The organism is Salinicoccus siamensis, assembly GCF_042429615.1.
In the GTDB taxonomy this organism is placed as follows: Bacteria; Bacillota; Bacilli; order Staphylococcales; family Salinicoccaceae; genus Salinicoccus; species Salinicoccus siamensis.
In genome coordinates this window covers 1-24,400 of the sequence record NZ_JBHMAH010000028.1, presented here as the reverse complement: position 1 = coordinate 24,400, position 24,400 = coordinate 1, and the positions used below count along the sequence as shown (strand labels likewise).

The 24,400-nt window shown below is 41.7% G+C and carries 29 protein-coding genes, 10 tRNA genes and 2 pseudogenes; 28 read left to right on the top strand and 13 right to left on the bottom strand.

Annotated elements, in window-relative coordinates; translation table 11 throughout:
* On the top strand, window positions 1-942 hold the full coding sequence (gene yhaM, locus ACFFLE_RS08160) for a 3'-5' exoribonuclease YhaM (protein WP_380570634.1): 942 nt from the start codon (window positions 1-3) through the stop codon (window positions 940-942).
* 34 nt (window positions 943-976) lie between these two features.
* Here yhaM and ACFFLE_RS08155 read toward each other — a convergent pair whose 3' ends face one another.
* The 3 genes from ACFFLE_RS08155 to ACFFLE_RS08145 form a co-directional block, all read right to left on the bottom strand.
* Window positions 977-1,972, bottom strand: a complete 996-nt coding sequence (locus ACFFLE_RS08155) for a peptidylprolyl isomerase (protein ID WP_380570633.1) — start codon at window positions 1,970-1,972, stop codon at window positions 977-979.
* A 96-nt stretch (window positions 1,973-2,068) separates the two neighbouring features.
* Window positions 2,069-2,428 carry a YtxH domain-containing protein gene (locus ACFFLE_RS08150; protein WP_380570632.1) on the bottom strand — a complete coding sequence of 120 codons (360 nt, stop codon included), beginning with the start codon at window positions 2,426-2,428 and terminating at the stop codon, window positions 2,069-2,071.
* A gap of 52 nt (window positions 2,429-2,480) precedes the next feature.
* Window positions 2,481-2,909 (bottom strand): HIT family protein, encoded by a 429-nt coding sequence (locus tag ACFFLE_RS08145; RefSeq protein WP_380570631.1) that lies wholly within the window; start codon window positions 2,907-2,909, stop codon window positions 2,481-2,483.
* Window positions 2,910-2,994: 85 nt separating this feature from the next.
* Here ACFFLE_RS08145 and ACFFLE_RS08140 point away from each other — a divergent pair, with 85 nt between their 5' ends.
* Window positions 2,995-3,735 carry an ABC transporter ATP-binding protein gene (locus tag ACFFLE_RS08140; protein WP_380570630.1) on the top strand — a complete coding sequence of 247 codons (741 nt, stop codon included), beginning with the start codon at window positions 2,995-2,997 and terminating at the stop codon, window positions 3,733-3,735.
* The gene (locus ACFFLE_RS08135) at window positions 3,728-4,930 is read left to right on the top strand and encodes an ABC transporter permease (protein WP_380570629.1); all 1,203 of its coding nucleotides are present in this window, start codon (window positions 3,728-3,730) and stop codon (window positions 4,928-4,930) included. Before ACFFLE_RS08140 ends, ACFFLE_RS08135 begins: the two co-directional genes overlap by 8 nt.
* Before the next feature lie 13 nt (window positions 4,931-4,943).
* Here the strand turns inward: ACFFLE_RS08135 and ACFFLE_RS08130 are convergent, their stop codons facing one another.
* Window positions 4,944-5,471, bottom strand: coding sequence for a hypothetical protein (locus tag ACFFLE_RS08130; RefSeq protein WP_380570628.1), 528 nt, complete (start codon window positions 5,469-5,471; stop codon window positions 4,944-4,946).
* Window positions 5,472-5,599: 128 nt separating this feature from the next.
* Here ACFFLE_RS08130 and hemE point away from each other — a divergent pair, with 128 nt between their 5' ends.
* From hemE to lplA, 4 genes are all read left to right on the top strand, one after another.
* Window positions 5,600-6,664 carry a uroporphyrinogen decarboxylase gene (hemE, locus tag ACFFLE_RS08125; protein ID WP_380570659.1) on the top strand — a complete coding sequence of 355 codons (1,065 nt, stop codon included), beginning with the start codon at window positions 5,600-5,602 and terminating at the stop codon, window positions 6,662-6,664.
* A gap of 5 nt (window positions 6,665-6,669) precedes the next feature.
* Window positions 6,670-7,590, top strand: a complete 921-nt coding sequence (gene hemH / locus ACFFLE_RS08120) for a ferrochelatase (RefSeq protein ID WP_380570627.1) — start codon at window positions 6,670-6,672, stop codon at window positions 7,588-7,590.
* A 12-nt stretch (window positions 7,591-7,602) separates the two neighbouring features.
* Entirely contained in the window at window positions 7,603-8,982 is a 1,380-nt protein-coding gene (gene hemY / locus ACFFLE_RS08115) for a protoporphyrinogen oxidase (protein ID WP_380570626.1), read from the top strand.
* A 69-nt stretch (window positions 8,983-9,051) separates the two neighbouring features.
* Window positions 9,052-10,041: a lipoate--protein ligase gene (gene lplA / locus ACFFLE_RS08110; protein ID WP_380570625.1), complete on the top strand. Its 990-nt coding sequence runs from the start codon at window positions 9,052-9,054 to the stop codon at window positions 10,039-10,041.
* A 64-nt stretch (window positions 10,042-10,105) separates the two neighbouring features.
* Here the strand turns inward: lplA and ACFFLE_RS08105 are convergent, their stop codons facing one another.
* Complete coding sequence (locus ACFFLE_RS08105; RefSeq protein ID WP_380570624.1) at window positions 10,106-10,327, bottom strand: IDEAL domain-containing protein; 222 nt, start codon at window positions 10,325-10,327, stop codon at window positions 10,106-10,108.
* 203 nt (window positions 10,328-10,530) lie between these two features.
* On the opposite strand from ACFFLE_RS08105, the gene ACFFLE_RS08100 reads away from it, so the two are divergent.
* The 3 genes from ACFFLE_RS08100 to ACFFLE_RS08090 all read left to right on the top strand — a co-directional run bounded on the left by ACFFLE_RS08100 (window position 10,531) and on the right by ACFFLE_RS08090 (window position 11,376).
* Window positions 10,531-11,127: a competence protein ComK gene (locus ACFFLE_RS08100; RefSeq protein ID WP_380570623.1), complete on the top strand. Its 597-nt coding sequence runs from the start codon at window positions 10,531-10,533 to the stop codon at window positions 11,125-11,127.
* Window positions 11,128-11,211: 84 nt separating this feature from the next.
* Window positions 11,212-11,286 (top strand) — tRNA-Asn (locus ACFFLE_RS08095).
* Between the two features lies 1 nt (window position 11,287).
* Window positions 11,288-11,376, top strand: a tRNA-Ser gene (locus ACFFLE_RS08090).
* A gap of 646 nt (window positions 11,377-12,022) precedes the next feature.
* On the opposite strand, the gene ACFFLE_RS08085 is transcribed toward ACFFLE_RS08090, so the two are convergent.
* Together ACFFLE_RS08085 and ACFFLE_RS08080 are read right to left on the bottom strand one after the other, a co-directional pair.
* The gene (locus tag ACFFLE_RS08085; RefSeq protein ID WP_380570622.1) at window positions 12,023-12,181 is read right to left on the bottom strand and encodes a hypothetical protein; all 159 of its coding nucleotides are present in this window, start codon (window positions 12,179-12,181) and stop codon (window positions 12,023-12,025) included.
* Window positions 12,182-12,187: 6 nt separating this feature from the next.
* Window positions 12,188-12,703, bottom strand: coding sequence for a hypothetical protein (locus ACFFLE_RS08080; RefSeq protein WP_380570621.1), 516 nt, complete (start codon window positions 12,701-12,703; stop codon window positions 12,188-12,190).
* Window positions 12,704-12,906: 203 nt separating this feature from the next.
* Here ACFFLE_RS08080 and ACFFLE_RS08075 point away from each other — a divergent pair, with 203 nt between their 5' ends.
* The gene (locus ACFFLE_RS08075; protein ID WP_380570620.1) at window positions 12,907-13,866 is read left to right on the top strand and encodes an IS30 family transposase; all 960 of its coding nucleotides are present in this window, start codon (window positions 12,907-12,909) and stop codon (window positions 13,864-13,866) included.
* Window positions 13,867-13,919: 53 nt separating this feature from the next.
* Here the strand turns inward: ACFFLE_RS08075 and ACFFLE_RS08070 are convergent, their stop codons facing one another.
* Window positions 13,920-14,057: a hypothetical protein gene (locus ACFFLE_RS08070; RefSeq protein WP_380570619.1), complete on the bottom strand. Its 138-nt coding sequence runs from the start codon at window positions 14,055-14,057 to the stop codon at window positions 13,920-13,922.
* Between the two features lie 263 nt (window positions 14,058-14,320).
* Between ACFFLE_RS08070 and ACFFLE_RS08065 the strand changes: the two genes are divergently transcribed.
* From ACFFLE_RS08065 to ACFFLE_RS08050, 4 genes are all read left to right on the top strand, one after another.
* On the top strand, window positions 14,321-14,518 hold the full coding sequence (locus tag ACFFLE_RS08065; RefSeq protein WP_380570658.1) for a helix-turn-helix transcriptional regulator: 198 nt from the start codon (window positions 14,321-14,323) through the stop codon (window positions 14,516-14,518).
* Between the two features lie 15 nt (window positions 14,519-14,533).
* Window positions 14,534-14,704: a hypothetical protein gene (locus ACFFLE_RS08060; protein WP_380570618.1), complete on the top strand. Its 171-nt coding sequence runs from the start codon at window positions 14,534-14,536 to the stop codon at window positions 14,702-14,704.
* A gap of 574 nt (window positions 14,705-15,278) precedes the next feature.
* A complete protein-coding gene (locus tag ACFFLE_RS08055; RefSeq protein WP_380570617.1) occupies window positions 15,279-15,776 on the top strand; it encodes a hypothetical protein in 498 nt (165 codons plus the stop codon).
* 110 nt (window positions 15,777-15,886) lie between these two features.
* On the top strand, window positions 15,887-16,378 hold the full coding sequence (locus ACFFLE_RS08050) for a hypothetical protein (protein ID WP_380570616.1): 492 nt from the start codon (window positions 15,887-15,889) through the stop codon (window positions 16,376-16,378).
* Between the two features lie 310 nt (window positions 16,379-16,688).
* On the opposite strand, the pseudogene ACFFLE_RS11235 reads toward ACFFLE_RS08050, so the two are convergent.
* Window positions 16,689-16,805: pseudogene (locus ACFFLE_RS11235) on the bottom strand (IS30 family transposase); the annotation flags it as partial.
* A 287-nt stretch (window positions 16,806-17,092) separates the two neighbouring features.
* Between ACFFLE_RS11235 and ACFFLE_RS08045 the strand changes: the two are divergent.
* The 4 genes and pseudogenes from ACFFLE_RS08045 (at window position 17,093) to ACFFLE_RS08030 (ending at window position 18,850) form a co-directional block, all read left to right on the top strand.
* Window positions 17,093-17,353 carry a hypothetical protein gene (locus ACFFLE_RS08045; protein ID WP_380570615.1) on the top strand — a complete coding sequence of 87 codons (261 nt, stop codon included), beginning with the start codon at window positions 17,093-17,095 and terminating at the stop codon, window positions 17,351-17,353.
* Window positions 17,354-17,433: 80 nt separating this feature from the next.
* A pseudogene (locus ACFFLE_RS08040) lies at window positions 17,434-17,742 on the top strand (N-acetylmuramoyl-L-alanine amidase); the annotation flags it as partial.
* The gene (locus ACFFLE_RS08035) at window positions 17,716-18,186 is read left to right on the top strand and encodes an SH3 domain-containing protein (protein WP_514131198.1); all 471 of its coding nucleotides are present in this window, start codon (window positions 17,716-17,718) and stop codon (window positions 18,184-18,186) included. The pseudogene ACFFLE_RS08040 and the gene ACFFLE_RS08035, both read left to right, overlap by 27 nt.
* Before the next feature lie 103 nt (window positions 18,187-18,289).
* Window positions 18,290-18,850, top strand: a complete 561-nt coding sequence (locus ACFFLE_RS08030) for a hypothetical protein (RefSeq protein WP_380570614.1) — start codon at window positions 18,290-18,292, stop codon at window positions 18,848-18,850.
* A gap of 596 nt (window positions 18,851-19,446) precedes the next feature.
* On the opposite strand, the gene ACFFLE_RS08025 is transcribed toward ACFFLE_RS08030, so the two are convergent.
* Window positions 19,447-19,911 carry a hypothetical protein gene (locus ACFFLE_RS08025; RefSeq protein ID WP_380570613.1) on the bottom strand — a complete coding sequence of 155 codons (465 nt, stop codon included), beginning with the start codon at window positions 19,909-19,911 and terminating at the stop codon, window positions 19,447-19,449.
* Window positions 19,912-20,101: 190 nt separating this feature from the next.
* Between ACFFLE_RS08025 and ACFFLE_RS08020 the strand changes: the two genes are divergently transcribed.
* Complete coding sequence (locus ACFFLE_RS08020) at window positions 20,102-20,323, top strand: hypothetical protein (protein ID WP_380570612.1); 222 nt, start codon at window positions 20,102-20,104, stop codon at window positions 20,321-20,323.
* A 264-nt stretch (window positions 20,324-20,587) separates the two neighbouring features.
* Here the strand turns inward: ACFFLE_RS08020 and ACFFLE_RS08015 are convergent, their stop codons facing one another.
* Together ACFFLE_RS08015 and ACFFLE_RS08010 are read right to left on the bottom strand one after the other, a co-directional pair.
* A complete protein-coding gene (locus ACFFLE_RS08015; protein ID WP_380570611.1) occupies window positions 20,588-21,079 on the bottom strand; it encodes a hypothetical protein in 492 nt (163 codons plus the stop codon).
* Between the two features lie 144 nt (window positions 21,080-21,223).
* The gene (locus ACFFLE_RS08010) at window positions 21,224-22,702 is read right to left on the bottom strand and encodes a purine-cytosine permease family protein (RefSeq protein ID WP_380570610.1); all 1,479 of its coding nucleotides are present in this window, start codon (window positions 22,700-22,702) and stop codon (window positions 21,224-21,226) included.
* 476 nt (window positions 22,703-23,178) lie between these two features.
* Here ACFFLE_RS08010 and ACFFLE_RS08005 point away from each other — a divergent pair.
* The 8 genes from ACFFLE_RS08005 to ACFFLE_RS07970 all read left to right on the top strand — a co-directional run bounded on the left by ACFFLE_RS08005 (window position 23,179) and on the right by ACFFLE_RS07970 (window position 23,907).
* Window positions 23,179-23,252: transfer RNA gene (locus ACFFLE_RS08005), tRNA-Met, on the top strand.
* Window positions 23,253-23,275: 23 nt separating this feature from the next.
* Window positions 23,276-23,351: transfer RNA gene (locus ACFFLE_RS08000), tRNA-Asp, on the top strand.
* 32 nt (window positions 23,352-23,383) lie between these two features.
* A tRNA-Phe gene (locus ACFFLE_RS07995) sits at window positions 23,384-23,456 on the top strand.
* Window positions 23,457-23,470: 14 nt separating this feature from the next.
* Window positions 23,471-23,546, top strand: a tRNA-His gene (locus tag ACFFLE_RS07990).
* A gap of 9 nt (window positions 23,547-23,555) precedes the next feature.
* Window positions 23,556-23,629 (top strand) — tRNA-Gly (locus ACFFLE_RS07985).
* A gap of 6 nt (window positions 23,630-23,635) precedes the next feature.
* Window positions 23,636-23,710, top strand: a tRNA-Asn gene (locus tag ACFFLE_RS07980).
* A 1-nt stretch (window position 23,711) separates the two neighbouring features.
* Window positions 23,712-23,783: transfer RNA gene (locus ACFFLE_RS07975), tRNA-Glu, on the top strand.
* 36 nt (window positions 23,784-23,819) lie between these two features.
* Window positions 23,820-23,907, top strand: a tRNA-Ser gene (locus ACFFLE_RS07970).
* Between the two features lie 39 nt (window positions 23,908-23,946).
* On the opposite strand, the gene ACFFLE_RS07965 is transcribed toward ACFFLE_RS07970, so the two are convergent.
* Window positions 23,947-24,258, bottom strand: coding sequence for a tyrosine-type recombinase/integrase (locus ACFFLE_RS07965; protein WP_380570656.1), 312 nt, complete (start codon window positions 24,256-24,258; stop codon window positions 23,947-23,949).
* Window positions 24,259-24,400 lie beyond the last annotated feature (142 nt).

Below are 24,400 nucleotides of genomic sequence, written 5' to 3'. Positions count from 1 at the left end.
ATGAATAATATATCGAAACTGAAGGCTGGAGATTCGGTCGACACTTTTTATCTTATAAAAAGGAGCCAGCAAGGCGTCACATCACAAGGTAAACCTTATATGACCCTGTTCCTGCAGGATCGTACGGGAGATATTGAAGCCAAGCTATGGACCGTTTCAAAAGAAGATATGGAAGTCCTGAAGCCGGAGACACTGATCAAGGTGAAAGGGGATGTCATTGATTACCGCAACAAGAAGCAGATGAAGATCGCTGCCTTCCGATTAGCTACAGAAGAAGATGGGTTGAATCCTAAAGACTTCGTCGAGAAAGCGCCGATCGATGAAAACACCTTGTACGAAAGCATCATGGATTATGTCATCAAGATTGAAAATGGCAGTCTGCAAAGGATTGTCAGACAGATGCTGAAGAAATACGGCAAGAAATTTTTGAGTTATCCGGCTGCAATGAGCAACCACCATGATTTCGTCTCGGGGCTTGCCTACCATGTCCACTATATGCTGAGGACAGCGGAAGCATTGTGTGACATCTATCCGTCACTGAATAGAAGTCTGCTTTACAGCAGCATCATCCTTCATGATATAGGAAAGGTCAAGGAGCTGTCAGGTCCTGTCGGGACAACCTATACGACAGAAGGAAATCTGATAGGGCATATCGTGATAGCAAGTGAAGAAATCTCCAAAGTGGCAGCTGAACTCAATATAGAGGGAGAGGAAGTCCTGCTGCTTAAACATATGATTTTGAGTCATCACGGTAAACTTGAATATGGTTCGCCTAAACAGCCAATGTTGAAAGAAGCGGAAATCCTCCATTTCATCGACAACATAGATGCGCGTATGATGATGATGGATAAGCATATAGGCAAGGCGGAGAAAGGCCAGTTCACAGATCGGATCTTCCCCCTTGAAAGCCGCTTCTTCTACCGCCCGGAACATCTGGAATAAAAACTACCTGGACGCCAAGCGTCCAGGTAGTTTTTTATTCTTCGGATTCCTCAGTCGGTTCTTCTACAGAAGTGTCATCACCTGGTTTTTCAACTGGTTCTTCTGATTCTGGGTTCAGGTAAGTATCCTCGATATATGTTTTGATCTCTTCATTTTTGAACTCTACATTATATTCTTTGAGCAGTTCTTTGTAATACTCAAGGACTTTATCCGGGTTTTCTTGAATCTTCTCGTTGATCAGCTGACCTTTTATGGAATCGAGTTCTTCATCTATATCTTTTTCTTCATGACGTTTGATGATGTGGTACCCGTATTCAGATTCGACAACATCCGAAATCTCACCTTTGTCGAGTTCGAACAGGGCATCTTCAAAACCTTCAACCATCTGTCCCCGTTGGACGTAGCCGAGTTCGCCGCTGTTTTGGGCACTGCCGGTATCAGAAGATTCTTCTTTGGCCACTTCTCCAAAGTCTTTGCCATCTTTTATCTCTTTAAGCAGTTTCTCAGCCTTCTTTTTACCTTCTTCATCACTTAGGGCGTCCTCTCCATCTCCAGTCTCTATCAATATATGAGAGGCTTTGCGGACGGATTTTTTTGCTTCTTCATCAGTGATATCGAATTTTTCACTGAAGAACTTATCGTGGAAGGCATTATTGATCCGTTGTTTTTTGTATTTCTCGACGGTCATGCCCGGTTGCTGCTGCTGAAGCAGCATGGCAAATTGGTCTTCCCCGCCCATGCCTTCTATCTCTTCATTGATCTGTGATTCAATTTCCTCTGTGTCGATCTCATCAGCATATTTCTCTTTAAGTATTGTATCCAACGTCAGTTGGAATGTCTGGTTGGCTATACTGTCTGTTCCCAACTGGTTAAGTATGTCGTCTGTAGTTACGTCACCTGCATCACTTGTGGCAAGGACGTCACCATATTCTGTTTCACTGGATGAGCTGTTTTCACTGCTGTCGTCTGAGCATCCGGCCAGGCCGATGAGACCAAGTCCGAGCACCATGGGCGCTATTATCTTCTTCATTGCACAAATCTCCTTTGATAGTGGATACAGGTGCTAATATATCATAATAAAGCGACGGGGCACAATTGTAGTCCCCGCCGCTTCACCAGATTGATTTTATTTGTCGCTGTTAAAGGTGTCCTGGATTTCTTCGACACGATTTTGTATATTACCCACATCTTTTTTGATATGTTCAATATTTGGATTGATATCCGCCTGGAAGTTGCTGATCATTGTTTTGACTTCGTCTCCAAGCGTTTCAAACACTTCCTGTGATTCGCGTTTAGTCTGGAGGAAAGAGGATTTCACTTCATTCGCTTCCATTTTAAGCTGATTCATCTGCGTCTTCATATTTCCAGATCCGGATTTAAGGGAAGATTGCAGTTCAGCTCCCGACTTCGGGGCATTCAAAACAGCAATGAGTGTACCGCCCGCTACGCCGACAGCGAAGCCTGCCGCTAGATTTCTGAATTTCATACAGTGTCACGTCCTTTTTTGTTTATAAAACATTACCCTCATGTTCTCGGGTTCATGCATTCAATTGTTCACGGATTGAGCGGGCGATTTCTTTTTTCTCTTCATCAGAGTGCAAGTTCTCATCAGACTGCCATTCATATCCGAACCCATCATATTCTGCCTTGTAGCGTGGGATGAGGTGGAAGTGTAGATGGAAGACGGATTGGGAAGCGTAGGAGCCGTTATTCTGGATGACATTCAGGCCATCGGGATTGAAAGTACTCTTCAACGCATTCGCCATCTTCGTGACGACCTTCATGATGTGCGCGCCGGTTTCTTCATCGAGATCATAAATGTTTTCAATCGGTTTGCGGGGTATGACCAGCGTGTGCCCCTTGGATAGGGGGAAGGCGTCCATGAAGGCGATGCATGTTTCATCTTCATATAGGATGTTTGCTGGAATTTCACCGTCTGCAATCTGTTCAAAAATGGTTTTACTCATTCATTGTACCTCCATTGTTCTCTTGTGATATATTTACTTAGTATCAGTATACAAATAATAACCTACATTTAAAAGGAAGTTGAATATGGTACTTCAAATAGATCGCTTGACCGGCGGCTACTCCAAAGTCCCGGTTATACATGATATTTCGTTTAATATCGATAAAGGTGAAATAATAGGTCTGATCGGATTGAACGGTGCAGGGAAAAGTACGACTATCAAGCATATATTGGGTCTGTTAAGACCACACTCCGGAGAGATCAGGGTAGGGGGTGTGACTGCTGATGAAGATATCGAGGCGTACCGCAGACAACTGGCCTACATTCCGGAGTCACCGGTCCTCTACGAAGAGCTCACCTTGAAAGAACACATCAATATGACGGCCATGGCTTACGGGATAGATGAAACAACTGCGATGCAGCGTGCAGATAAGCTGCTTAAGATCTTCAGGCTGGAAACAAAAATAGATATGTTCCCGACCCATTTCTCCAAAGGAATGAAGCAAAAAGTCATGCTGATTTGTGCCTTCTTATCCCATCCTGAACTGTTCATCATTGACGAACCGTTCCTTGGACTCGATCCACTTGGCATAGAATCACTTATACAATTGATGGTGGAGGAAAAGGAGCAGGGGCGGTCGATACTGATGAGCACCCATATCCTTGCCACTGCAGAACGTTACTGCGATCGATTTGCTATCATCGACGAGGGACGTTTGACTGCAATCGGTACACTGCCGGAGCTGCGGGAGGAATGGCGTATGCCAGGGGCAACCCTTGATGAGGTCTACCTCAGAATAACAGGGGGAGAAGTCTACGATGCCTGATCAACTGTTCAGAACGCGGATGAATGAGGATGTTGCAAGGCGCAGCCATTACGGTAAGTTCATATTCAACAGTCATTTCCTCATATTCCTGTCGATATCAATCGGATTCTTCCTGTATTCCTTATTATCGCTCGTCCAGACATTAACCCCATCCTTCTGGCTGGATGTCATCATCTCCCTTGTACTTGGCATCACATTGCTGCCGTCCTACCGCACTTTATTCAAGCAGGCGGATGGCATATTCCTGTTGGCATACGAAGCGCGGCTAAAAGACTACCTCAGAGCGGTGGATCGCTACTCCTTGACGCTCGGGCTTTGGAAGCCGGTTGCAGGGGGTGTTGTTGCGCTGATTCTGATGACGGTAGGACACCCGGCCATTGAAATGATCATTGCACTGCTCGCCTCAGTTTTCTTCTACGTGATGAATTTCATGATCAGAAAGGAAATCATCAATTCAGAATGGCCGATGCTCCCCGCATCAGTCGGGTTGATCGTCTTGACCATCCTCTCGCTTATCCTGATTCTTACAGAGCCCATCCTGATCGTGTTGCCGCTCATCGTCTACGCGTCTCTCCTACTTTTTGCCAAAAGGCACAGCCATACAAGTATGGATTGGCGAAAACTGATCGGTTACGAGGAGGAACAGTTGAATAGGTATTACCAGACGGTCTCATTGTTTACGAATGTCAGTCATATAGATAAGCAGTTCAAGCGTAGAAGATACTTGGACCCACTGCTCTGGAAACCAAAAGAAGCTTCCTTCAACAAAGAAAAGATGTATGAATACCTTTTCTACCGGACGTTTGCCCGAGACCACGACTTGCCTATGATCGTCTTGAGATTAATGGTTCTGTTTGGTGTCGTCATGGTTTGGATCGCCAACTTGTATCTATCTGTAGTCATCGCACTTTTCGGTATATACATTATTGTTCTGCAGATGTCTCAAATCTATACGGCGCAGGCCTACCTGCTTTGGCCGAAAGTATGGCCGGTAGACCGGTCTTATATTCAAAAGAGTTATGTAGCCTATTCGCATAAACTGGTGTTTATGATAGCGCTCGTCTTCAGCGTCCTTTTCATATCGATCCACCCGGGATATTTCTATTTGGGAATACTGCTCCCGCTGTGGGGGTTCATCATTAACCGCAGCCTGAGCCGGGCGGTCTACAGAAAAGAAAAAGAACTAAGCGACTGAGTGACTCAGTCGCTTAGAAGTCGTCCTCTTCATTTTCTTCGTTGTCTTTCAGTGGGAGATAGAATTTGGAGGAAATCGACTTATGGAAAAGGGATTCCTCCGTTCTGAATTTTGCCAGGGCATCGGTGCTCAAGTATTCTGAGTAACCCTCTGTGTCCTTGAAGTCATAATAGGTTGATGACTGGGCCCAGCCGACCATCACTATGAATTCATCCTCGCCAAGTGCTTCCCCGATGCGATAGAACTGTACGCCACGTGTACCGTCAAGCACTTCCGAAAGCCTTGACAAGTGGCCGTATACTGGCCCTTTGCTGTCTCCGGGCACAGGAATGAAATGGATTGAAACCGGAGAATATTCATCAAGGTCGTTGGTCGAATGGCTCAAATTATATGAATGTCTTGAACTGAACATGCTTTCCTTCTCTTCGGATTCATAATATAGGAGGGCGTCTTTGCCGATTGCTGCAATATGGAGCCCTTCATTATTTTTTTTCAGATCGTTCATATAGGATATTGTTCCTGTCGTCAGATGTAAGTTCATCTATTTCACCTCGTTGTTAGTCTTACTACAGTTATACCTTAAACACCAACGCCTTAAACCTAGTTCAAATGAATCGAATTTTTGACATTATGCCACTTATTTCAATTAGCCTGCTCCAATATGTTAAAATGTTGGGTGGATATATATATAAATTGGAGGAAAATGATGTGTTCAACGATACAATATTGAAAGCAGCAAGGGGAGAGAAGACAAATCATACCCCTGTATGGTTTATGCGTCAGGTGGGGAGGAGTCAGCCTGAGTACAACAAGGTGAAAGAAAAGTACTCATTGCTTGAAATCACAAGACAACCTGAGCTGACAGCTTATCTGACAGGCACACCAGTAGAAAACTATAATGTCGATGCGGCAGTACTGTATAAGGACATCGTATCACCGCTGGCCCCGATGGGCATCGATGTCGACATCAAACCTGGTGTCGGCCCAGTCATTTCGAATCCAATCAGAGATATAAAAGATGTAGAAAAACTTGGAGAGCTGGATCCTTATAAAGACCTTGACTACATCTACAAGACAATTAAAATATTGACTGAAGAAAAACTCCAAGTACCGCTTATCGGCTTCTGTGGCGCACCGTTTACTGTAGCAAGCTATATGATTGAAGGGGGACCGACCAAAAATTACCATAAGACGAAGACAATGATGTATAATCAACCAGAAACGTGGTTTAAGCTGATGGACAAGTTGACTGAAATGAGCATCCGCTATCTTGGTGCCCAAGTGGATTCCGGAGCGAAACTTATACAGATCTTCGACTCATGGGGCGGGGCGTTAAGCAAAGAAGACTACGCCTACTACCTATCCCCTTCGATGGACAAGATCATCAGAGCCGTCCAGGAAAAGGGTGTACCTATAATCGTCTTTGGAATCGGGGCCTCCCATCTTATTCCTGAATGGAATAAACTCAGCATGGATGTGATGGGTCTCGACTGGAGGACATCAATCAACGAAGCAAGAGAAATGGGAGTCAAGAAAGCTCTGCAAGGCAACCTAGACCCAGCGTTGTTGCTTGCAGATTGGAGCGTCATCGAAGCGCGGGCGAAAGACATCCTGGACCAAGGTAATAATGAAGGGCATATATTCAACTTAGGACACGGGGTGTTCCCAGAAGTTGAGCCTGACACATTGAAACGCCTTACGGCTTTCGTACATGAATACAGTAAAGGAAAGTGATAGTGATGAAAGAGAAAAAAGGATTGCTTGTCATGGCGTATGGTACGCCTTATAAAGAAGAAGATATTGAACCCTATTACACGCATATAAGGCGTGGCAGAAAACCTTCTGAAGAAGCGCTCCAAGATTTGAAGGACCGCTACGAAGCGATCGGTGGCATTTCACCGCTCGCTGATACGACAAGAAGGCAGGCAGAAGCGTTGGCAAAGAAACTCAACGCTTCGCAAGATGCAGTGGAATATGAATTGTTCATTGGACTCAAACACATCGACCCATTCATCGAGGATGCGGTTGAAGCGATGCATGACCATGGCATCAAAGAAGCTGTTTCAGTCGTACTAGCCCCTCATTACTCGAACTTTTCAGTGGGCTCCTACAATAAGCGTGCACATGAAGAGGCAGAGAAGTATGGCATTTCGATCAAATCGGTGGAATCCTATTATGAACAGGAACCGTTCATTGATTTTTGGACAGCAGCAGTGAAGTCATCACTTGCCGAAATTCCTGAATCTGAACTCGACGATACAGCAGTCATCGTCAGCGCACATAGTCTGCCTGAGAAGATTAAAGAGCATAACGATCCGTACCCGGATCAGCTTGCTGAAACGGCAAAATTGATCCAGGATAGTGCGAATCTGAAGAATGTGCATATAGGTTGGCAGTCAGAAGGAAATACTCCGGAGCCATGGCTTGGACCAGACGTCCAGGATTTGACGCGTGACTTGCATGGGGAATACGGCTACAAGCATTTTGTCTATCTGCCGGTCGGCTTCGTCTGCGAGCACCTTGAAGTGCTGTTTGACAATGACGTCGAGTGCAAAGTGGTATGTGATGAAGTCGGCGCGGGCTATCATAGGCCAACGATGCCGAACACTGACGAGCGCTATATCCAGGCGATGATCAACGAAATAAACAGATTGCAGTAAAGGCGGATTAACTTGAAGAAAATTGCAGTTATCGGCGCTGGGATAACAGGTTTATCAGCAGCGTACTATCTCTCGAAGCTGGGAGATGTCGAAGTGGACGTGTACGAAAAGAGCGACCGCGCAGGCGGTAAGATCAACACATACCGAAAAGATGGATACGCAATTGAACTTGGTCCCGAATCCTACCTAGCCAGAAAGGAGAGCATGACGGATTTGGCCAAGGAAATCGGTCTCGGCGACGATTTGGTGCGAAATGCGACAGGAATATCCTATATTTACGTGAACAACAAGCTGTCGTCCCTTCCAAAGGGTTCAGTCCTCGGGATGCCGACGGAGTTTGTGCCATTTATGACTACCGATCTTTTATCAACAGGCGCTAAGTTGCGTGCCGGTGTTGATTTCCTTAAGAAGCCAACCCCCGTATATACAGACATCTCTGTCGGCCGCTTCTTCAGGGGACGGCTGGGTGATGAGGTTCTGGAAAACATCATTGAACCGCTGTTGTCTGGCATCTACAGTACAAAAATAGATGAACTCAGCCTACTGTCGACCTTCCCGCATTTCAAGGAACTCGAAGAACAGCACGGTAGCCTAATCAAAGGGGTCTATCATCAAAAGAATCAAAAATCCAGAGATGCCAAAACCCCTACCGGTAAAAAACAGGGGCAGTTCCTACAGTTCAAGCATGGTCTCCAGTCCTTCATAGATCGACTGAAAGAGACCACTGAGCAACAAGGTGCCTCGATGCATTTCGGGTACGATGTCAGTGCCATCAAAAAACATGGCAAACGCTACCGCCTGACCGCAAACGAACGTACAAAAGAGTATGACAACATCATCGTGACGACGCCACACTTCCAATACAAGAGATGGTTCAACGACCTCCCGCTTGAATATTTCAAGCATATGGAAGCTACAAGCGTTGCCACAGTGGTCATGGCCTTTGATGAAGATCAGGTCAAGAACGATATAGATGGTACAGGTTTCGTCGTCAGCCGCAAGATGGATACGACCATTACAGCATGTACATGGACCAGCAAGAAGTGGACACATTCTGCACCGGAAGGGAAAGCACTTCTACGCGCTTATGTCGGCCGTCCAGGCGACCCGATCGCAAAAGAGAAGGATGATGATGAAATCATCCGCCTGGCAAGGAAGGACCTTGACGACATCATGACGATCAACGGTGAGCCTGAACTATCCATCGTAACCCGTCTGAAAAACTCCATGCCGCAGTATAAAGTCGGCCATAAGGAGATGATTGCCGGAATCAAGGATTATATGGCGCAACAATACCCGGGCATCATTCTGACAGGCGCTTCGCATAATGGAGTGGGCCTGCCGGATTGTGTGGATCAGGCCATAGAAGCAGTAGAATCAATTACAGAATAAATGTAAAAAAATGCCCTGGATGTTATTATGATAATATCAGGGCATTTTTAATAAGGAGGCAACAGCTTAATGAAATTCATTTCGAATAATGACATCAAAGATCCAATGATCAATCTTGCTATGGAAGAATACGTATTGCGTGAAATCCCTACAGATGATTCCTACTTCCTATTCTATGTAAACCAGCCTTCCATCATCATCGGCAAAAACCAGAACACAATCGAGGAGATAAACGAACCCTATATACGTGAAAATGATATAAAGGTTGTACGGCGTGTTTCAGGTGGGGGGGCCGTCTATCATGATGAGGGCAACTTGAACTTCAGCTTCATAACAGAAGACGATGGTGAGAGTTTCCACAATTTCAGAAAGTTTACCCAGCCGATTGTTGATGTATTGCAGGATATGGGCGTCAATGCAAAGTTGTCTGGACGCAATGATCTTGAAATCGACGGTAAAAAAGTATCCGGAAATGCAATGTTTACGCAAAAAGGCCGGATGTTCTCGCATGGCACACTGATGCTGGACAGTGATATCTCAGAAGTTCAGAATGCGCTCCGGGTGAATAAGAAGAAGATTGAATCCAAAGGGGTCAAATCGGTAAAAGGACGTGTTGGCAACATCAACGATTTTATGGAAGAGAATCTCGATATAGAAACATTTAAACAGAAAATACTGGAATCCATATTCGGTGGCAGAGAAAAAATCGAGGAATATGTGCTGACTGAAGAGGATTGGGACAAAATCTACAAATTATCTGAAGAAAAGTATCAGACTTGGGATTGGAATTTTGGTAAAAACCCCAAATATAACTTTGATGTGTCCCATAAGTTTGATGCAGGCCTGTTGGACGTTAGGCTTAATGTCAAAAAGGGTAGGATAGAGCACGCAAAAATATTCGGTGACTTTTTCGGCGTAGGAGAAGTGAGTGTCATTGAAGAGCGACTCGTCGGTACCGAGCATAACCGTGAAGCCATCGACAAAGCACTGGCAGATGTCGATATTAGTTTTTACCTCGGCAGAATCACCAGAGAAGAATTTCTCGACCTGATTGCATAAAAATAAGCTGACTGTTAACCATATGTATACTCTATTGGTTAGCAGTCAGCTTTTTTTATATTGTTTACTCTTTAGCAGCATCTTCATTATCCATTTCCTTTAACTTTGATGTGTATGTCATAAACTTCTCTTCGTCCTTTTCTATAAGCGATGCTTCAATCTTTTCAAGGTATAGCTTGCGATTGTAGTCGTCAATCGCTTCTTGGAGAAGAAGTTCGGCAGAAAGGTCGTTTATGGTGTTGATGAAGACTCTCAACTGGTTTGCCGGATATACTTGCTTGTTCATCTCTACATCCCCCTTCATCATTTGGTTGTTACAAATTATATAACACGAAATGCCATAGGTCAAACAACATTTCGAATATTCCGTTAATTTAATGATGTAAAATTACATTAAAGCAATATATTTAACATTATGTTATATTATAGTTAACAAATATAAACGTGTATGCTATCATCTAATTAACATAAAATAAAGGGGAGCATGCGATGAAGAGACTTCATTACCAGATACACGAGGAAACGATGTATATCGTTCCGGTCGACAATGACGGTATGATTGAAAGTCGGATTGGGGAAGCCTACGGAGAAGGGATCGAATGCAGACTCAATCCAAATAAAGTGATAGAGAGAAATTGCCGAAGCCATTCGCAGAACTACCATGCGAGAAAAGATTTAAGCAAGACATTGACCGGCATTTCCAGCAAAGTACCGGTCATCATCGACCTGTTCGGATCCTACATATATTTCTGCACACATTCCGACCGGATCAGTGAAAATAACTGGTTCAACATCAACCATATCCAATCCTATATGAATGATGAGGGCATGACACGGGTACTATTCTCAAATAATGAAGAGCGGATAATAGACATCTCATATACATCCTTCAACAACCAATACTTGAACGCCTTGAAGCTGCATTATAAATTCAATCAGCAGAAAGAGAAGTATCAGAAGAAAGAAATGAGTATGCAGTTCCAATATCCTACGATGGGACGGGGGGAAGCGGCACGGGTGAATGAGACAATCTATCATTCCTATATAAGTTACATAAATGGGTTGGAAGTTAAGCGGGAAGTGTAATAAGAATATAAAACATGTGCTCAAACGGTTGAAATACTGTGTGAAGTTGTTATAATTGTAAATGTTCGATTGAAATGACAGCATTCCACAGTAGCTCAGTGGTAGAGCTATCGGCTGTTAACCGATCGGTCGTAGGTTCGAATCCTACCTGTGGAGCCATGGAGATGTACTCAAGTGGCTGAAGAGGCGCCCCTGCTAAGGGTGTAGGTCGGTATTCCCGGCGCGAGGGTTCAAATCCCTCCATCTCCGTTATTTATCCCATAACCCCCGTGGTTATGGGATTTCTTTTTGTCGTGACCCCTCTTTGACCCCTTAATGACCACGGATGTTCCTTTATAGACCTGAAATAGCATCTTTTTCAGTGCTTGGATAGAGGTGTCCATATACTTTTTCTATCGTTATTGATGAAGAGTGTCCCAGCCGTTTGGCCAAAGTTTCTCTATCCAATCTTAGTCTGTTGATGCAATCTGAAATATATAAATGTATGAATTCATGTATTTTAATTTTTTAAGAATCTTCTTCTCCACCAGTACATTATACTTTTCCTCCACTATCGTTTCGCCAACGAATTGGTATAAGGCGCTGAAGATGACATAATCATCTTTATATGGTTAGTTTCTCTGATATCACCTTTTATCCTCCTGCAACACTTCAATCATATATCCTGAAATGTACATTTCCCACTTGGAGGTTTTAGTCTTCAGCTTGTGCACTTGGCCATTGTAGTTTGTCCTGTCTATATTGACAGACTCTTTGTGAAATTTTATACTCATCCAGGTCAAAGCCCGTTGTTTTTCCCTGTTTTATACCCCTTATTTTTAGAACATAAGTTCGTTTAAAATAATAAAAAATGACTGACCACTCATGAGTCCAGTGGTCAGCTGGTTATTAAATATTAAAATTCGATTCTGTACTTCTGCTCTTCACTCACTACTTCGTATGTTTCTTCATCCATGATTGCAGGGACAATGACATCTATCCACTCAATTTCTTCTCCTGCTCTTTCATCCATTGTATATGGCACGGTACCAGTGGATGAAACAGCTCCTTGCATATCTGCCTAGATGCCATCCGAAAGAAAGAATTCTGGCTGTAGTTGTTGCCCAGTGCTCGTTACAATCTCAGCCTGATCGATATAAAAAGCCCGGGGGGATTCAGTAGTATTTTCTATGGTATATTCAATCACAAGATTGTCTATTTTCTCTCCTGCTTCGTAAGTATCCAAAAACATTGCTAAGTCTTCATTGACTTCAACTCTATTAATTTGAGACATATTTACTGTCATATTTACATTCTCTAACTGAGTAGTCTCGCCAACTTCTACTTCTTTAATTGTTTCAACACCGCTTTCTGTCACTTCTTCAATTTCTTCTTCCGCTTGATCTGCAGTGTTTTCTTCTTCGGTACTTTCTTCAGATACTGCTGCATTATCTGTTGTTTCCTCTTCAGTCACTTCCTCTGTTGCTTCTTCAGTAGTTTCCTCTTCCGTGCTCTCGGTATTTCCTGATTCTTCTCCACTACAGGCGCCAAGCAATAGAGCAGCAGCAAATCCACCAGACATTAAATATTTTTTCAAGATAATCCTCCTCATATACTCAATACCATTTATGTATGATATTGGAACTATTGTTTATAAATAATAGGGCTAAGCCCTAGTTACTTAATATCTTTTCTTTTTTTATATCGCCGATTGTAAAATTAAGCTAGACACATAAAACGGTCACACATGATACACTCAAAATGGTTTTCCGACAAAAGAAATCATAGGAGTGATCATGCATGACCGACACCCATATTACCACGGATGAATTAGTATTCATAGAAGCCTATTTCCATCACGGAACTACCGTGGCTCAGATTGCGAAACGGCTCGGGCGTGCCCGGCAGACTATCCACAATGTCATCACGCATTTCAAGGCCGGTCACACTGCGTTGGACTATTACCAGCGTTATAAAGAAAATAAGAAGCGATGTGGTAGAAAACGTACAGTGCTGCCTGAGGACCAGCAGTCACATGTGATGGAAAAGGTAACGCAGGGCTGGACACCGGATGTCATTGTCGGCCGGCAGGAGATGCCAATTGACTGCTCGGGTCGCACGCTGTATCGGATGTTCAAACGGGAAACCTTTGATGCGGCCAAGCTGCCAATGCAGGGCAAGCGAAAACCGAATGGCCATCAGGAACACCGGGGCAGACAAGCCTTCAGGCGTAATATCTCTGAAAGAGTGGATGACTATCCCACTTTTAATGAAGCGTTCGGCCACCTCGAAGGCGACACCATTGTCGGTGTCCGTCACAAGAGTGGGGTCATCACGCTGGTCGAGCGCCTGTCAAAAGCCATCATCACCCTGAAACCCGAAGGCCGGACGGCGCAGGATATCGAGGTTGCCATCAATACATGGTGTCAACAGATGCCTAGAAACCTATTCAAATCCATCACCTTCGATTGTGGCAAAGAGTTCTCAAACTGGCAGTCGATGAGCAATCGAAATGATCTATCCATCTACTTTGCCGATCCGGGCACACCATCACAGCGGGGGTTAAACGAACATTCCAACGGCTTGCTCAGAAGGGACGGCCTGCCTAAAGATATGGATTTCAATACGGTCGACCCAGCTTTTATCTCATCGATTGCCGCCAGAAGGAACCATATCCCAAGAAAATCATTGAACTATCGTACACCATTGGAAGTCTTTTTGGGTTACATGGGTGAGAAAGAACTGTCTAGCTTATTTTGACAAACGAAATATATTGAAAATTCCGGTTGATCGTTCAACATCTTCTTGATTTCTTATTTTCCTTCTTCAGAAAAATTCTCGAACTCTTCCTTATCAGAGAACATGAAGACATCTGTATCTTCCAATATATCTTTCTCTTTTGATTGTCTAACAAGTAATGCGTCCACATTGAGGTCGAAAAGGTCCACCATCTTAATTAAGCATGCTTGCAATCAGGGCTGCGGGTGCTTTTTCGTAAATAGTACATGTCGGTCGTTTAACCCCAAGCTTTTCGGGCACTTGCTGTTGCGTCCATTGCCTTCTATTGCGTAGCTTTTTCAAATTAACAGACAACATATAACCACTCCGCACACCTGATTGTAATATAACAATAAGAAACATTAAACAAGATGTAACAAAAGGAGAATTTAGCATTACCTTGTAACGCTTGTTATTTTTAATGAAAAGGAATTAGATAGAGGATATTCGAAAACAACGAGGAATGACACAACAAGAAGTCGCTGACAAAAGTGATATGACGCGCCCTCATTATACGATGGTCGAAATAAGCACTAGAGATTCATCAATTTCTGTGGCAATGAGGATTGCAAGGACTTTGAGGTTTAGATGGACAAAATTTTTTAAGAAAAAAAGTAACGAAACAATTGGTTGATTAAGGAGGGATAACATGAATGAAGAAGAAAGAAGAATGAGTCTTCTGAAAGCAATCGAAGGGATGCCGAAGCATGAGGGAGATAAATTCGTTAGCGAAGTAAACAGAAGCTACAGCCATAAGGCTGTCAAGGGAGGGATTGACAACCATAGCTGTGAAGCACCCCTAATGATTTGGTTTACATGACAGACATCCCAAGTTAAAAAGCCGCCAATTATGGCGGCTTTTGCTATGTAGCAGTAGCAGGAGAGCTAGGCTCCTTCTGGTGTTAAATCTATGATTGTGACGTCAAAGGCTACTTAGGAACGTGACGCTTATGGGCCTTGACTTTGGTTCCATCGGTACGGTAATATCGAGAAACTTTTACAGTCATAGGACCTCTGCGTTTAGGCGAACATGAACATTTTCCACGTCTAGCCATAACTACGCACCCCCTGGGATAATCCCACCAAATATTAAAAAGTGCAGTCGCCTAGATCCTGCTACTGACTATTATACTAAATATTGCTATAATTTAAATAAATTTATTTAGGAGTGGAATAATATCGATTGGGTTAACGACTTCTTAGGTTCTGGTGGTGTTTTACTAGCATTAGCGTGGTTATTTAAAGAGTTATTCAGCAGTGCTGTTAGGCGTTCAGATGCGAAGAAAAATAAAAGGCTTGAATTTAAACAGTATAAGAGACAAGCTAATTTTGATTTGAAATACAAGGTTTATAGCAAAATTTATTCTAATGCCAAAGAGTTGCAAGGCACTTTAATGACATACCAAAATGTTAACATTTTCTATTCGGACCATGAGGATGCTTTATACTCAAGAAAGAATAAGAAATATTTTATCGCTGAAGCAACAGAACCTGATAATTATAAGCAACCATACTACGCTATTGAATATGCAAGGCCGGTAGTAAACATTAATTACTTTAATGGATTGCTTGATGATTCTTACAGGGAGTTAAGAAACTATTCTTCCGTTAACGAATTCCTATTATCGGACAAGGAATCTATTGCAATCAAAAATATTCTAGTCCATTCTCAGGATATGATATCGAAGCTTAATGTAAGTTACTGGAAAACTTTTAATGAGTTAGATGTCAATAGCGAAGTGGATTCTGAAGATATTGGTCAGACAATAAATAATTATATGATTGAATACGAATCTAGTATTGAAGAATATTTAGAAAAAGATCTATTAAAATTAAATCAATTAATTAATCATATGGATAATTTATTTAGAAAAGAGTTCGACACCCAATGAGGTTTCTTTTAATTTTGTGAAAATATAGTACTTAACCTTCTAAGTTAGAAAGCCATCCATATTGGGTGGCTTTTTTGGTATGATTAGGCAAAATGACTAGGAGTGATTATGTGGAAGAAATCAAAGAAAATTGGAGTGTATGGTTGCCGATTTTAATATCTTCACTGGCTTTTGTTGTGTCTCTGCTCTCATACTTAAATAGTAAGCGAGGGAGAATAATATCTAATCAACCTATGCTAGAAATAAATAGGATTTTCGATGAAAGCCTCAATTCTGCTGGTTATTTAACCATATCAATTCATAACTTAAACGATAAACCCATACAAATCATAAATGTTGAAGTACCTAAGGAAAATTTTAAGTTTGAAGTAGACCATGGTCAATTTTCTGTACAAAAAGCGAATCGTGAATATACTACTCCTAAAAGGAATTCTATGTTGGTTTACCTTTATGTGGATAAAAACCAATCCTTAAACAAAGAATTGATATTAACATATAGAGATTTTGAGAATAAAAAACGTAAATTAAAATCAGAAAAATTATTGATAGAGGACGGTAAGGTGACAAAGGGGTTATCAGGCTCTAAATTTATTATTATTTGACATCCAATAGAATGTTTTTGGTATAATTTAGGTCTCAATCGAAGGAAGATAAAACATGCGAGTCAAAGCCTACTTAAAAAGTGGGAAAGTTATTAGTTACTTACTTAGCTGGGAAAAAGAGCAAAAAGTCGAGGAATTGAAATGCCGAGTCAGAGAAATTACAAGCGGAAAAATGTAAGTAGAAGATCCATTCATCAGATTCCTTGATAATGATATAATAAACGCTTATGAAGTTGCTGCTATTACAATAAGAAATTCAAACGCAGAATAAAGAAATAAAAAAGACGCTCAGTTGAGCATTTTTCGTTTGTCAAAATAAGCTAGACAGTTCTTTCTCACCCATGTAACCCAAAAAGACTTCCAATGGTGTACGATAGTTCAATCCAGTGCAGATCAGATGAGCGCACTCGTTAGGAAACACTTGGTCCCCATCCGTCCCGGCAGAAGCACGAAAAGAAAGATGGGTGTCAATAAATCCAGACGGTCATACTGATACACTTACTAATTAAAAATGATATAGCGAGGGGGTATTTAAGTATGCCTTCAGTCCATCAGCAACAAAAAGTCCAGTGTTTGAGATGATTACGCTCAAACACTGGACCCTTCATTTGTCAACATCCTTAAGTTAATGACATTGCATCTTAGAGATCTCTTTTTTATGTCTAAATAAGGGGTGATTAATATGTGCCCGAACATGATGAAAGGATGGGTTTGATGCCGACAGAAGACAAGGATATTGCCATTAAGATATTTGATCGCTTAGGGCAGATTGACGGCAAAGTAAGTGGACTCGAACAAATACGGCAACGGGCAGACGATGCGTTTGACAAGTCTAACAAAGCATTCGATATGTCTGAACACAATGAAAAGAAGTTAAAGGAACTCTCGGACATGGGAGCAGCACATTCCCACCAGGTAAAAGCGTTTATCGCAATGGTAAAGGCTATGCAGAGTTTGACTTTAAGAACAAACTAGGAAAACGAATAAAGCGACTGCTAGAGCACAATGGCTTCGAGGTTATCATTGCATAACCATTCGATAGTAAAGATGTCTATCTTGTGAATCGTATCAACTACTATGACAGCAAGCTTCCAGATCTCGGAATCTCTCTACGTGCAAACGCCGGAAACAGTAATGTGGGTGGCCGTTGCGCCTTTTATTGGCATAGCAGTAAGCAAGGCAAACAGTTTGCGACGAACATCATTCAAAACATGATTGATAAAGGGTACGGCATTCATGGTAGCGGCCTGCATGCATCACAGTATAATTCATGGACCAACCTTCACATGATTAGAGAGTGTACGACGTTCCCGATGGTGCTGGTCGAGCATGGCTTCATGACGAACAGTCTGGACTTTCCGCTTATCTTTGGCAAAGATCAAAACCGATATATTGAGGACATGGCGGACTGTGATGTGAAGGCGGTATGCGACTACTTCGGTGTTAAGTTTAAGACGCTAGGAAGTAAAGTGGATGCACCCGTTGCACCTGTCAAGCCGAAACCTGGAAAAGAAAATGGTACAGAGTGGAAGACGAATAAGCATGGCACACAATATAGAGCGATTGAAGGTACTTGGGTCAACGGCAGTGAACGCATTCACACACGCCAGGGGGCGCCATTTACTTCTGCTCGGTCTGGTGGTTGGCTGAAGCCAGGCGCAACAGTTCATTATAAAGAACAAGCGAGACAAGACAATCACATCTGGCTCGGTTATTACAATTCTGACGGTGTATGGAAATACGTCCCGGGCAAGAAGTGGAATCCTGTGACTGGTGAAGTAGGGGACGACTGGGGCACTTGGAAATAGAAAGACACCTCTCTCGATGAGGGAGGATACATAACATCTTATTGAATTTGTAAAAATTTTGATGTACTATTAGATTTAGACTTTAATAGATGGGGTATTGTATATGGTACTTGAGGATAACAAACCTCTTTTCAAGCTTCACTTTTATAAATTATTATATTATGTTGCAGCCATTTTGCTAACATTGTTAGAAGTGAAGTACAATGAAGCTGCAATTAATTCTCAAGTAATACTTATAGGTATGTTTGTTGCCTCTTTTTTTATAGACCAAAAGTTAAAATACATTATTAATGGAACAACAAAAATCAGCAAAACTGTAGGGAGTTACTACTCCCTAGTTTTATTATTTGTTTTAATCATTATTTACATGTATGATTCATTTGAAAGCTTAGAGGGTATATTTAAACAAAACATTGGTATTTTGATGCTAGCTTTCTCCCTCTTACTAGTTATTCAAATTTCTGATTGGTTAATATATGGTCGGAGTGAACAAGAAAACACAGCATATATTGCCGGTTTCGACGTAGCTAGGCAGAACAAGATCAAGCACCAAGAGTCTATAGAAAAGTCTCGATTAGAAAACAAGGATGTAAAGAAGAAGTTTCTTTCGGATAAAGATAAGCCTAGGACTAATCGGAAAAAACGGAGAAAAAATAAAGTTTAGGAGTGATGTTGTATGTTCGTTTTACTCTTGTTAGCATGGTTGCTACTTTTAACGTACATCACTTTCGCACTACACGCTTTCACTAAAGCTAGAGACTTTGACTTCTCTATTTCTTTAAAAACGTCCTTTAGAGTTCCGATAGTCTTATTGAGGATGCATTTAAGGTTATCCAGAGAAAGTTATCAAAAAGAACAAGACTTGAGAAAAGCCATTATTATACTTTTCCGAGGATTCTATGATTATAATGCAGCTCTAACTTTTATTTATACAATCATTTCCTACGGATTGGGAGAAGTTCGAGCGACAGGCAAGTCATCGATGTTGACCAAAGTGGGAAAAAGAAAACGAAAAAGAGTCAGAGGTTACTCTAACTTAGGTAATAGCCTCGGAAACTTTAAAAACGTTCTAAACAGCGATGGCTATAAAGAACAATTCTCTTAATGAATAAAACCACCTCAATGAGGTGGTCTTTTTTTTGCTTCACAATATGAAATAAGATTTGATATTTACTAGAAACCTTTGCGAATAGTAACAAAAGAATCTTCTTCGAGCGAAGGAGGATACATATAGGTATTTTAAAAAGTACAACAACCGGTCTATTTAAAGTTTTCGCCCTCATCATCAAAACGCTCATCTTTTTTCATGCTGAGTTTATCAACTCTAATAACTTTGTTATTTTCAATTTTTGTTACTATTGTTTCATAATCTATATAATTTAGCGACATTGAGTATTTATCGTTGTATTCATCCAATGCATCACTTTTAACTTTATTAGTTATAAGTGAAGACTCATTTATATTTCTATAAGGTACATAATATTTGAACGGGAAGATTTCTTTAGGAGGATCAGGGTCAGCGTATCTCCCCCGCGTTACTCGGTATATTTCACGATTGTGAAAGTTTTTGTTTACTATATAACCGCGAACAATAGATCCTCTTACAGCTTTTCCTCTCAAAACTAAGCAATACCTATGGGCAAGTTCTATCTGTTGATAAAATACAACAGATACTAAAACTCCAAGTATTAATCCCGGAAGCAATGATATAAAAAAAGATGCCACAATTATCCCTCCTGTATTTTTCTAAATAATATCATAATTTATCGCTTTTAAAAGCGAACTAATGTTCAAGACAATCGCCCAAGAGGTGCCGCCTATAGGACTAGACTATAGAAAGATGACATATCAAAACTTTAACTTTATCTATACTATCACCTTATATTCAGTTACAATCATCTAAAAAGGACACGTCATGAAGTTAAACATTAATGAGCACTACGTCATGCTTAATCACAAACTGCAGCAAGCAATGGTAGCCGATGAAATCGACAAGTATCAGCCGCCCTATTATACGATGGAGAACGATTTGATTTTCGATTACTACACAGATCTAAACGATGTGCCAGGTGCCGTCGCCGGTATGCTGAACGCGATAGAATTGAGCGAGACATTATTGGTGTCTCACTTCGAATAGATAGACATAGTTAAAGCCACCCATAAGGTGGCCACATAATTCACTATTTTACATTTAATATGCGCTCTATATTTTATGATGTGTTCTATACAACTTGATAACATTGATGTCGCAGTTTATATATTTAAGAGGAAATCGCTTATCAAGATTCCCTCCATCTCCGTACCAACCCCGCAACCATAAGGTTGCGGGGTTTTATATTTAACGCGCGATAAATATATGTCTGGTTAGCAAAAAACACATGACCCGCGGTCATGTGTTTTTTTATTTATCCTTTAGGAATTCTTCTTCTTCCTGATCACTTTTTCTGAAGTAGGCAGCTTCGCCATCGCGTCTATCTGTGTTTGATGGATCGTTATTCTTCACTTCCATCATGGACCGCGATCCTGTGTTTGTATCCACAATTTCAGTGTCGTATTCATCACGTGGTTTGACGTTGGTCTGCTTCTCACTGGATTCATCCTGTTCCGTTTTCAATGGATCTGTGTCCTCGAGCCTTTCGAAAATGATGACTTCACCGGCATCGTAATGTTTCATGAAATCTTCTTTGCTTCCTTCATTGAAATCCAGTTGTGAGACCCTGTCCTCAAGATCATGTGATTCGTTATCGACGATATCCAATTCTGGGAATTGTTCTCTTAGTTTAGATAGATTCTGGTTTGAAAAGACTGCATACTGTTTCAGTTCGATGTAATTATCAAGGTAAAGTGCTGCATCTTCCTCAGTTTCAAAAGGTTTATATTGGTTTTTATACATATACAATGCCTCCTAAGTTTTACATAGTTATTCCCTTTGGAACAGCATTCAAACTAAAATAGGGTGACTTGTATGATGTAAAAAGCATTATGATCTTGTAGACATTATAAAAAGCAGGGGAATATCCCCCTGCTTCTTGTCAGCTTATTTTTGGATGCGCTCGGCATTCAGGAATACAGGGCGCTTCACGCTGTAAGTTTTTCTCTTATACGATTTCGGCTTGAATAGATAATCTTCTTCATTGACATCATCTACATCTGTTTTAAGATAATATCCACCTTTTGTAACAACAGCGATGAGTACCGTCAGCAGGGCAGCCAGAAGAGAAGCGAAGAAGGCTGCAGTGTTTGCCAGGAACGGGCCCATATAACCTAATGCTGCTACAGTACCGAGTACGCTCGCGATGATCAATGATACCACGCCGACAGGATTCCATTTATACAGATTGTCCTGACGGGCTTCGTAGAATGCAGGCCCAATCTTAAGCAACATCTTAACGATAAGTGCATCCGTTATAAGGACAGAAGCCCAAGCGAGAAGGAATACACCTTGGAACGTAAGGGCTGCATCGAGGTGATCGACGATGCCCCCAAGCATTAGTGCCATAGCAGTCATACCAGCTACAACAATCCAGAATCTGCGTCCCGGTGTGAAGCGAAATACATTTTCGAAGAAATTGGATAGGGAGAGCGAACTGCTGTATATGTTCGTCACATTGATGCGTACTTGTGTAAGCATTGTAAACAATGCCCCGCCAATACCGAGGAGCTGTACTATATAGACTCCAGGGTTTGGTTCAGCAAGTCTTACTCCAAACCAGATACCTAAGCCACCCATTACTCCATAGCAGAAGATCTGCGGGATGAATCCGATAGCGACCGATCCAAGCTTGATGTGTTCAGGCTTCAGGAACCGTGCATAGTCAGATGCAAGTAGGGCAGTGAGTCCCATGATACCATGTTGCATACCAATGCACATCAAGAGTGCTGTGCCGCCTACCTGGACGCCTTCAGGCATGTACGTCCAGAATGCCCCATCATAAAGTGATGTTGTAAAGAGAGCGACTGTAATTGCGCCAATCAAAAAGGCGAAAAATATAGGCAGAGACCATTTCTGCAGCTTATCCAATTGTTTGATGCCAAACCAGTTCAAAGGGATGACGAGGGAACCGAATACCACGATCAGCACCCACTTCGGTATGACCGGGAAAAATTCATGCACCGCGTAGACCAGTATCATCCCTTCAAAAGCACAATACATAATAAAGTTTGAAGCATATATCAAAGAGGTCAACGAGGCGCCTATGTAGCCGAATCCGCCACCTCTGGACATCAAGTTCACGTTCATGCCCGATCGTGCAGATAGATAAGAGATGATGGTCGCCATGATACCTGCGACTACAATCGCATATCCTGCTGAGATAAGGGCGTTGATTGCCCCAAATTGCAACGCCATCACACTGCCAAGCTGGAAATAGAATATAGCAGTTGCAATCCCGAAGGTAATATTGGTTATACTTAACCAGTCCATGTTCCGTTCCTTATAAGGAACTTTGTTCAATGAGTAATCACTTTCTTCAACATTTTGAGTGTTTTGCTGATCTGTCATTTGCACAGATCCCATAAGTATCATCTCCATTCTTTTGAAATTTTATAATTAACCGACATTTATACTATATAGAAGATTGAGTAGTATTTCAAACGCGCACACGGCTTTCAAAGGACTCAATGTGATTTATTTCATATTTATACAGTATATAAAGTGAAATATTAATAGTATAATGATTGAAAAATTAGTTTCATAAACTATATTGAAAGCACTATGAAAGCGTTGGTAAGAGTTGGATGGGGAAGGATGAAAATATTAAATATCAAGTTTTGTTCACTATTAATATTAAGCACTTGATGTAAAACTAATGTATATCTAAATTTTTTCATTTTAGTCTTCTGCAGTGAAGAAAAACGATGAAACATTTAGATGTGGAAGAATAATAGAGATTAAAGTGTAAATTTTACTCAAGTAAATTGATGAAATTACTTGAAAACAAAATAGAAAACCTTTAATATGTGTATCAGACGTTAAAAACGTAATAATATTATCGCGGGATGGAGCAGTTCGGTAGCTCGTCGGGCTCATAACCCGGAGGTCGGTGGTTCAAATCCACCTCCCGCAATTTTTTTCTGTTTACATATAAAAGGTCCCGTGGTGTAGCGGTTAACATGCCTGCCTGTCACGCAGGAGATCGCGGGTTCGATTCCCGTCGGGACCGCCATATTTTGATTATATAAAATTTAAATACAGTAAGGTTCAGTAGCTCAGTCGGTAGAGCATGTGATTGAAGCTCACAGTGTCGGCGGTTCGATTCCGTCCTGAACCATCTTTAAAATAATGGCGGTTGTGGTGAAGTGGTTAACACACCGGATTGTGGTTCCGGCATGCGTGGGTTCGAAACCCATCAGCCGCCCCATTTTTTAAAGCGGGTGTAGTTAAATGGTATAACCTCAGCCTTCCAAGCTGATGTTGTCGGTTCGATTCCGATCACCCGCTCCAATTTATTCCACAGTAGCTCAGTGGTAGAGCTATCGGCTGTTAACCGATCGGTCGTAGGTTCGAATCCTACCTGTGGAGCCATGGCCCGTTGGTCAAGCGGTTAAGACACCGCCCTTTCACGGCGGTAACACGGGTTCGAGTCCCGTACGGGTCATACTGAAGTGAGAACCCTCACTTCTTTTTAAATCTTGGACAGTTGGCCGAGTGGCTGAAGGCGCACGCCTGGAACGCGTGTATACGGTAACCCCGTATCGAGGGTTCGAATCCCTCACTGTCCGTTACTAAACCCCTTAACAGTAATGTTTAAGGGGTTTTTATTATACTTTGTTCCATTCTTGTTCCAAAAAATTCTCGATTTTTTTATCTTCCTCTTGTTTTCTTTCCTTCAAAAGATGACTATACGTATTCAAAGTCACTCCAATGTTAGCATGGCCCAGTCTTTTGCTGACGTAATGAATATCTAACCCCTGATTCAACAATACTGAACAATGTGTGTGTCGAATCATATGCAATGTAATATGTTCTTTATCGATATCTAAAACCGATATGATATGTCTCAGTGCTTTAGTCACTGCGTTATTGGAAAGATGGAGCGGTTCTTTGTCAGGATATTTATCAAGTCTATTTATTATAAAGTCAATATCACTATTTGAAACTATGATATGTCTGTCTGATTTTTTTGTTTTAGTAAAGTGGACCCGATTGTCAAGACACGGATTTTATGAAAATAAGGTGGGGCCTCAGTTCTGTTCCTTCCCCGCTTTTCCGAGA

What these genes read in the sequence shown, in the direction of transcription:
- yhaM (WP_380570634.1), top strand. Translation starts at nt 1, where the DNA reads ATGAATAATATATCGAAACTGAAGGCTGGAGATTCGGTCGACACTTTT.
- ACFFLE_RS08155 (WP_380570633.1), bottom strand. Translation starts at nt 1,972, where the DNA reads ATGAAGAAGATAATAGCGCCCATGGTGCTCGGACTTGGTCTCATCGGC.
- ACFFLE_RS08150 (WP_380570632.1), bottom strand. Translation starts at nt 2,428, where the DNA reads ATGAAATTCAGAAATCTAGCGGCAGGCTTCGCTGTCGGCGTAGCGGGC.
- ACFFLE_RS08145 (WP_380570631.1), bottom strand. Translation starts at nt 2,909, where the DNA reads ATGAGTAAAACCATTTTTGAACAGATTGCAGACGGTGAAATTCCAGCA.
- ACFFLE_RS08140 (WP_380570630.1), top strand. Translation starts at nt 2,995, where the DNA reads ATGGTACTTCAAATAGATCGCTTGACCGGCGGCTACTCCAAAGTCCCG.
- ACFFLE_RS08135 (WP_380570629.1), top strand. Translation starts at nt 3,728, where the DNA reads ATGCCTGATCAACTGTTCAGAACGCGGATGAATGAGGATGTTGCAAGG.
- ACFFLE_RS08130 (WP_380570628.1), bottom strand. Translation starts at nt 5,471, where the DNA reads ATGAACTTACATCTGACGACAGGAACAATATCCTATATGAACGATCTG.
- hemE (WP_380570659.1), top strand. Translation starts at nt 5,600, where the DNA reads ATGTTGGGTGGATATATATATAAATTGGAGGAAAATGATGTGTTCAAC.
- hemH (WP_380570627.1), top strand. Translation starts at nt 6,670, where the DNA reads ATGAAAGAGAAAAAAGGATTGCTTGTCATGGCGTATGGTACGCCTTAT.
- lplA (WP_380570625.1), top strand. Translation starts at nt 9,052, where the DNA reads ATGAAATTCATTTCGAATAATGACATCAAAGATCCAATGATCAATCTT.
- ACFFLE_RS08105 (WP_380570624.1), bottom strand. Translation starts at nt 10,327, where the DNA reads ATGAACAAGCAAGTATATCCGGCAAACCAGTTGAGAGTCTTCATCAAC.
- ACFFLE_RS08100 (WP_380570623.1), top strand. Translation starts at nt 10,531, where the DNA reads ATGAAGAGACTTCATTACCAGATACACGAGGAAACGATGTATATCGTT.
- ACFFLE_RS08085 (WP_380570622.1), bottom strand. Translation starts at nt 12,181, where the DNA reads ATGCAAGGAGCTGTTTCATCCACTGGTACCGTGCCATATACAATGGAT.
- ACFFLE_RS08075 (WP_380570620.1), top strand. Translation starts at nt 12,907, where the DNA reads ATGACCGACACCCATATTACCACGGATGAATTAGTATTCATAGAAGCC.
- ACFFLE_RS08070 (WP_380570619.1), bottom strand. Translation starts at nt 14,057, where the DNA reads ATGGTGGACCTTTTCGACCTCAATGTGGACGCATTACTTGTTAGACAA.
- ACFFLE_RS08060 (WP_380570618.1), top strand. Translation starts at nt 14,534, where the DNA reads ATGAATGAAGAAGAAAGAAGAATGAGTCTTCTGAAAGCAATCGAAGGG.
- ACFFLE_RS08055 (WP_380570617.1), top strand. Translation starts at nt 15,279, where the DNA reads ATGACATACCAAAATGTTAACATTTTCTATTCGGACCATGAGGATGCT.
- ACFFLE_RS08045 (WP_380570615.1), top strand. Translation starts at nt 17,093, where the DNA reads ATGCCGACAGAAGACAAGGATATTGCCATTAAGATATTTGATCGCTTA.
- ACFFLE_RS08035 (WP_514131198.1), top strand. Translation starts at nt 17,716, where the DNA reads ATGACGAACAGTCTGGACTTTCCGCTTATCTTTGGCAAAGATCAAAAC.
- ACFFLE_RS08030 (WP_380570614.1), top strand. Translation starts at nt 18,290, where the DNA reads ATGGTACTTGAGGATAACAAACCTCTTTTCAAGCTTCACTTTTATAAA.
- ACFFLE_RS08020 (WP_380570612.1), top strand. Translation starts at nt 20,102, where the DNA reads ATGAAGTTAAACATTAATGAGCACTACGTCATGCTTAATCACAAACTG.
- ACFFLE_RS08015 (WP_380570611.1), bottom strand. Translation starts at nt 21,079, where the DNA reads ATGTATAAAAACCAATATAAACCTTTTGAAACTGAGGAAGATGCAGCA.
- ACFFLE_RS08010 (WP_380570610.1), bottom strand. Translation starts at nt 22,702, where the DNA reads ATGGGATCTGTGCAAATGACAGATCAGCAAAACACTCAAAATGTTGAA.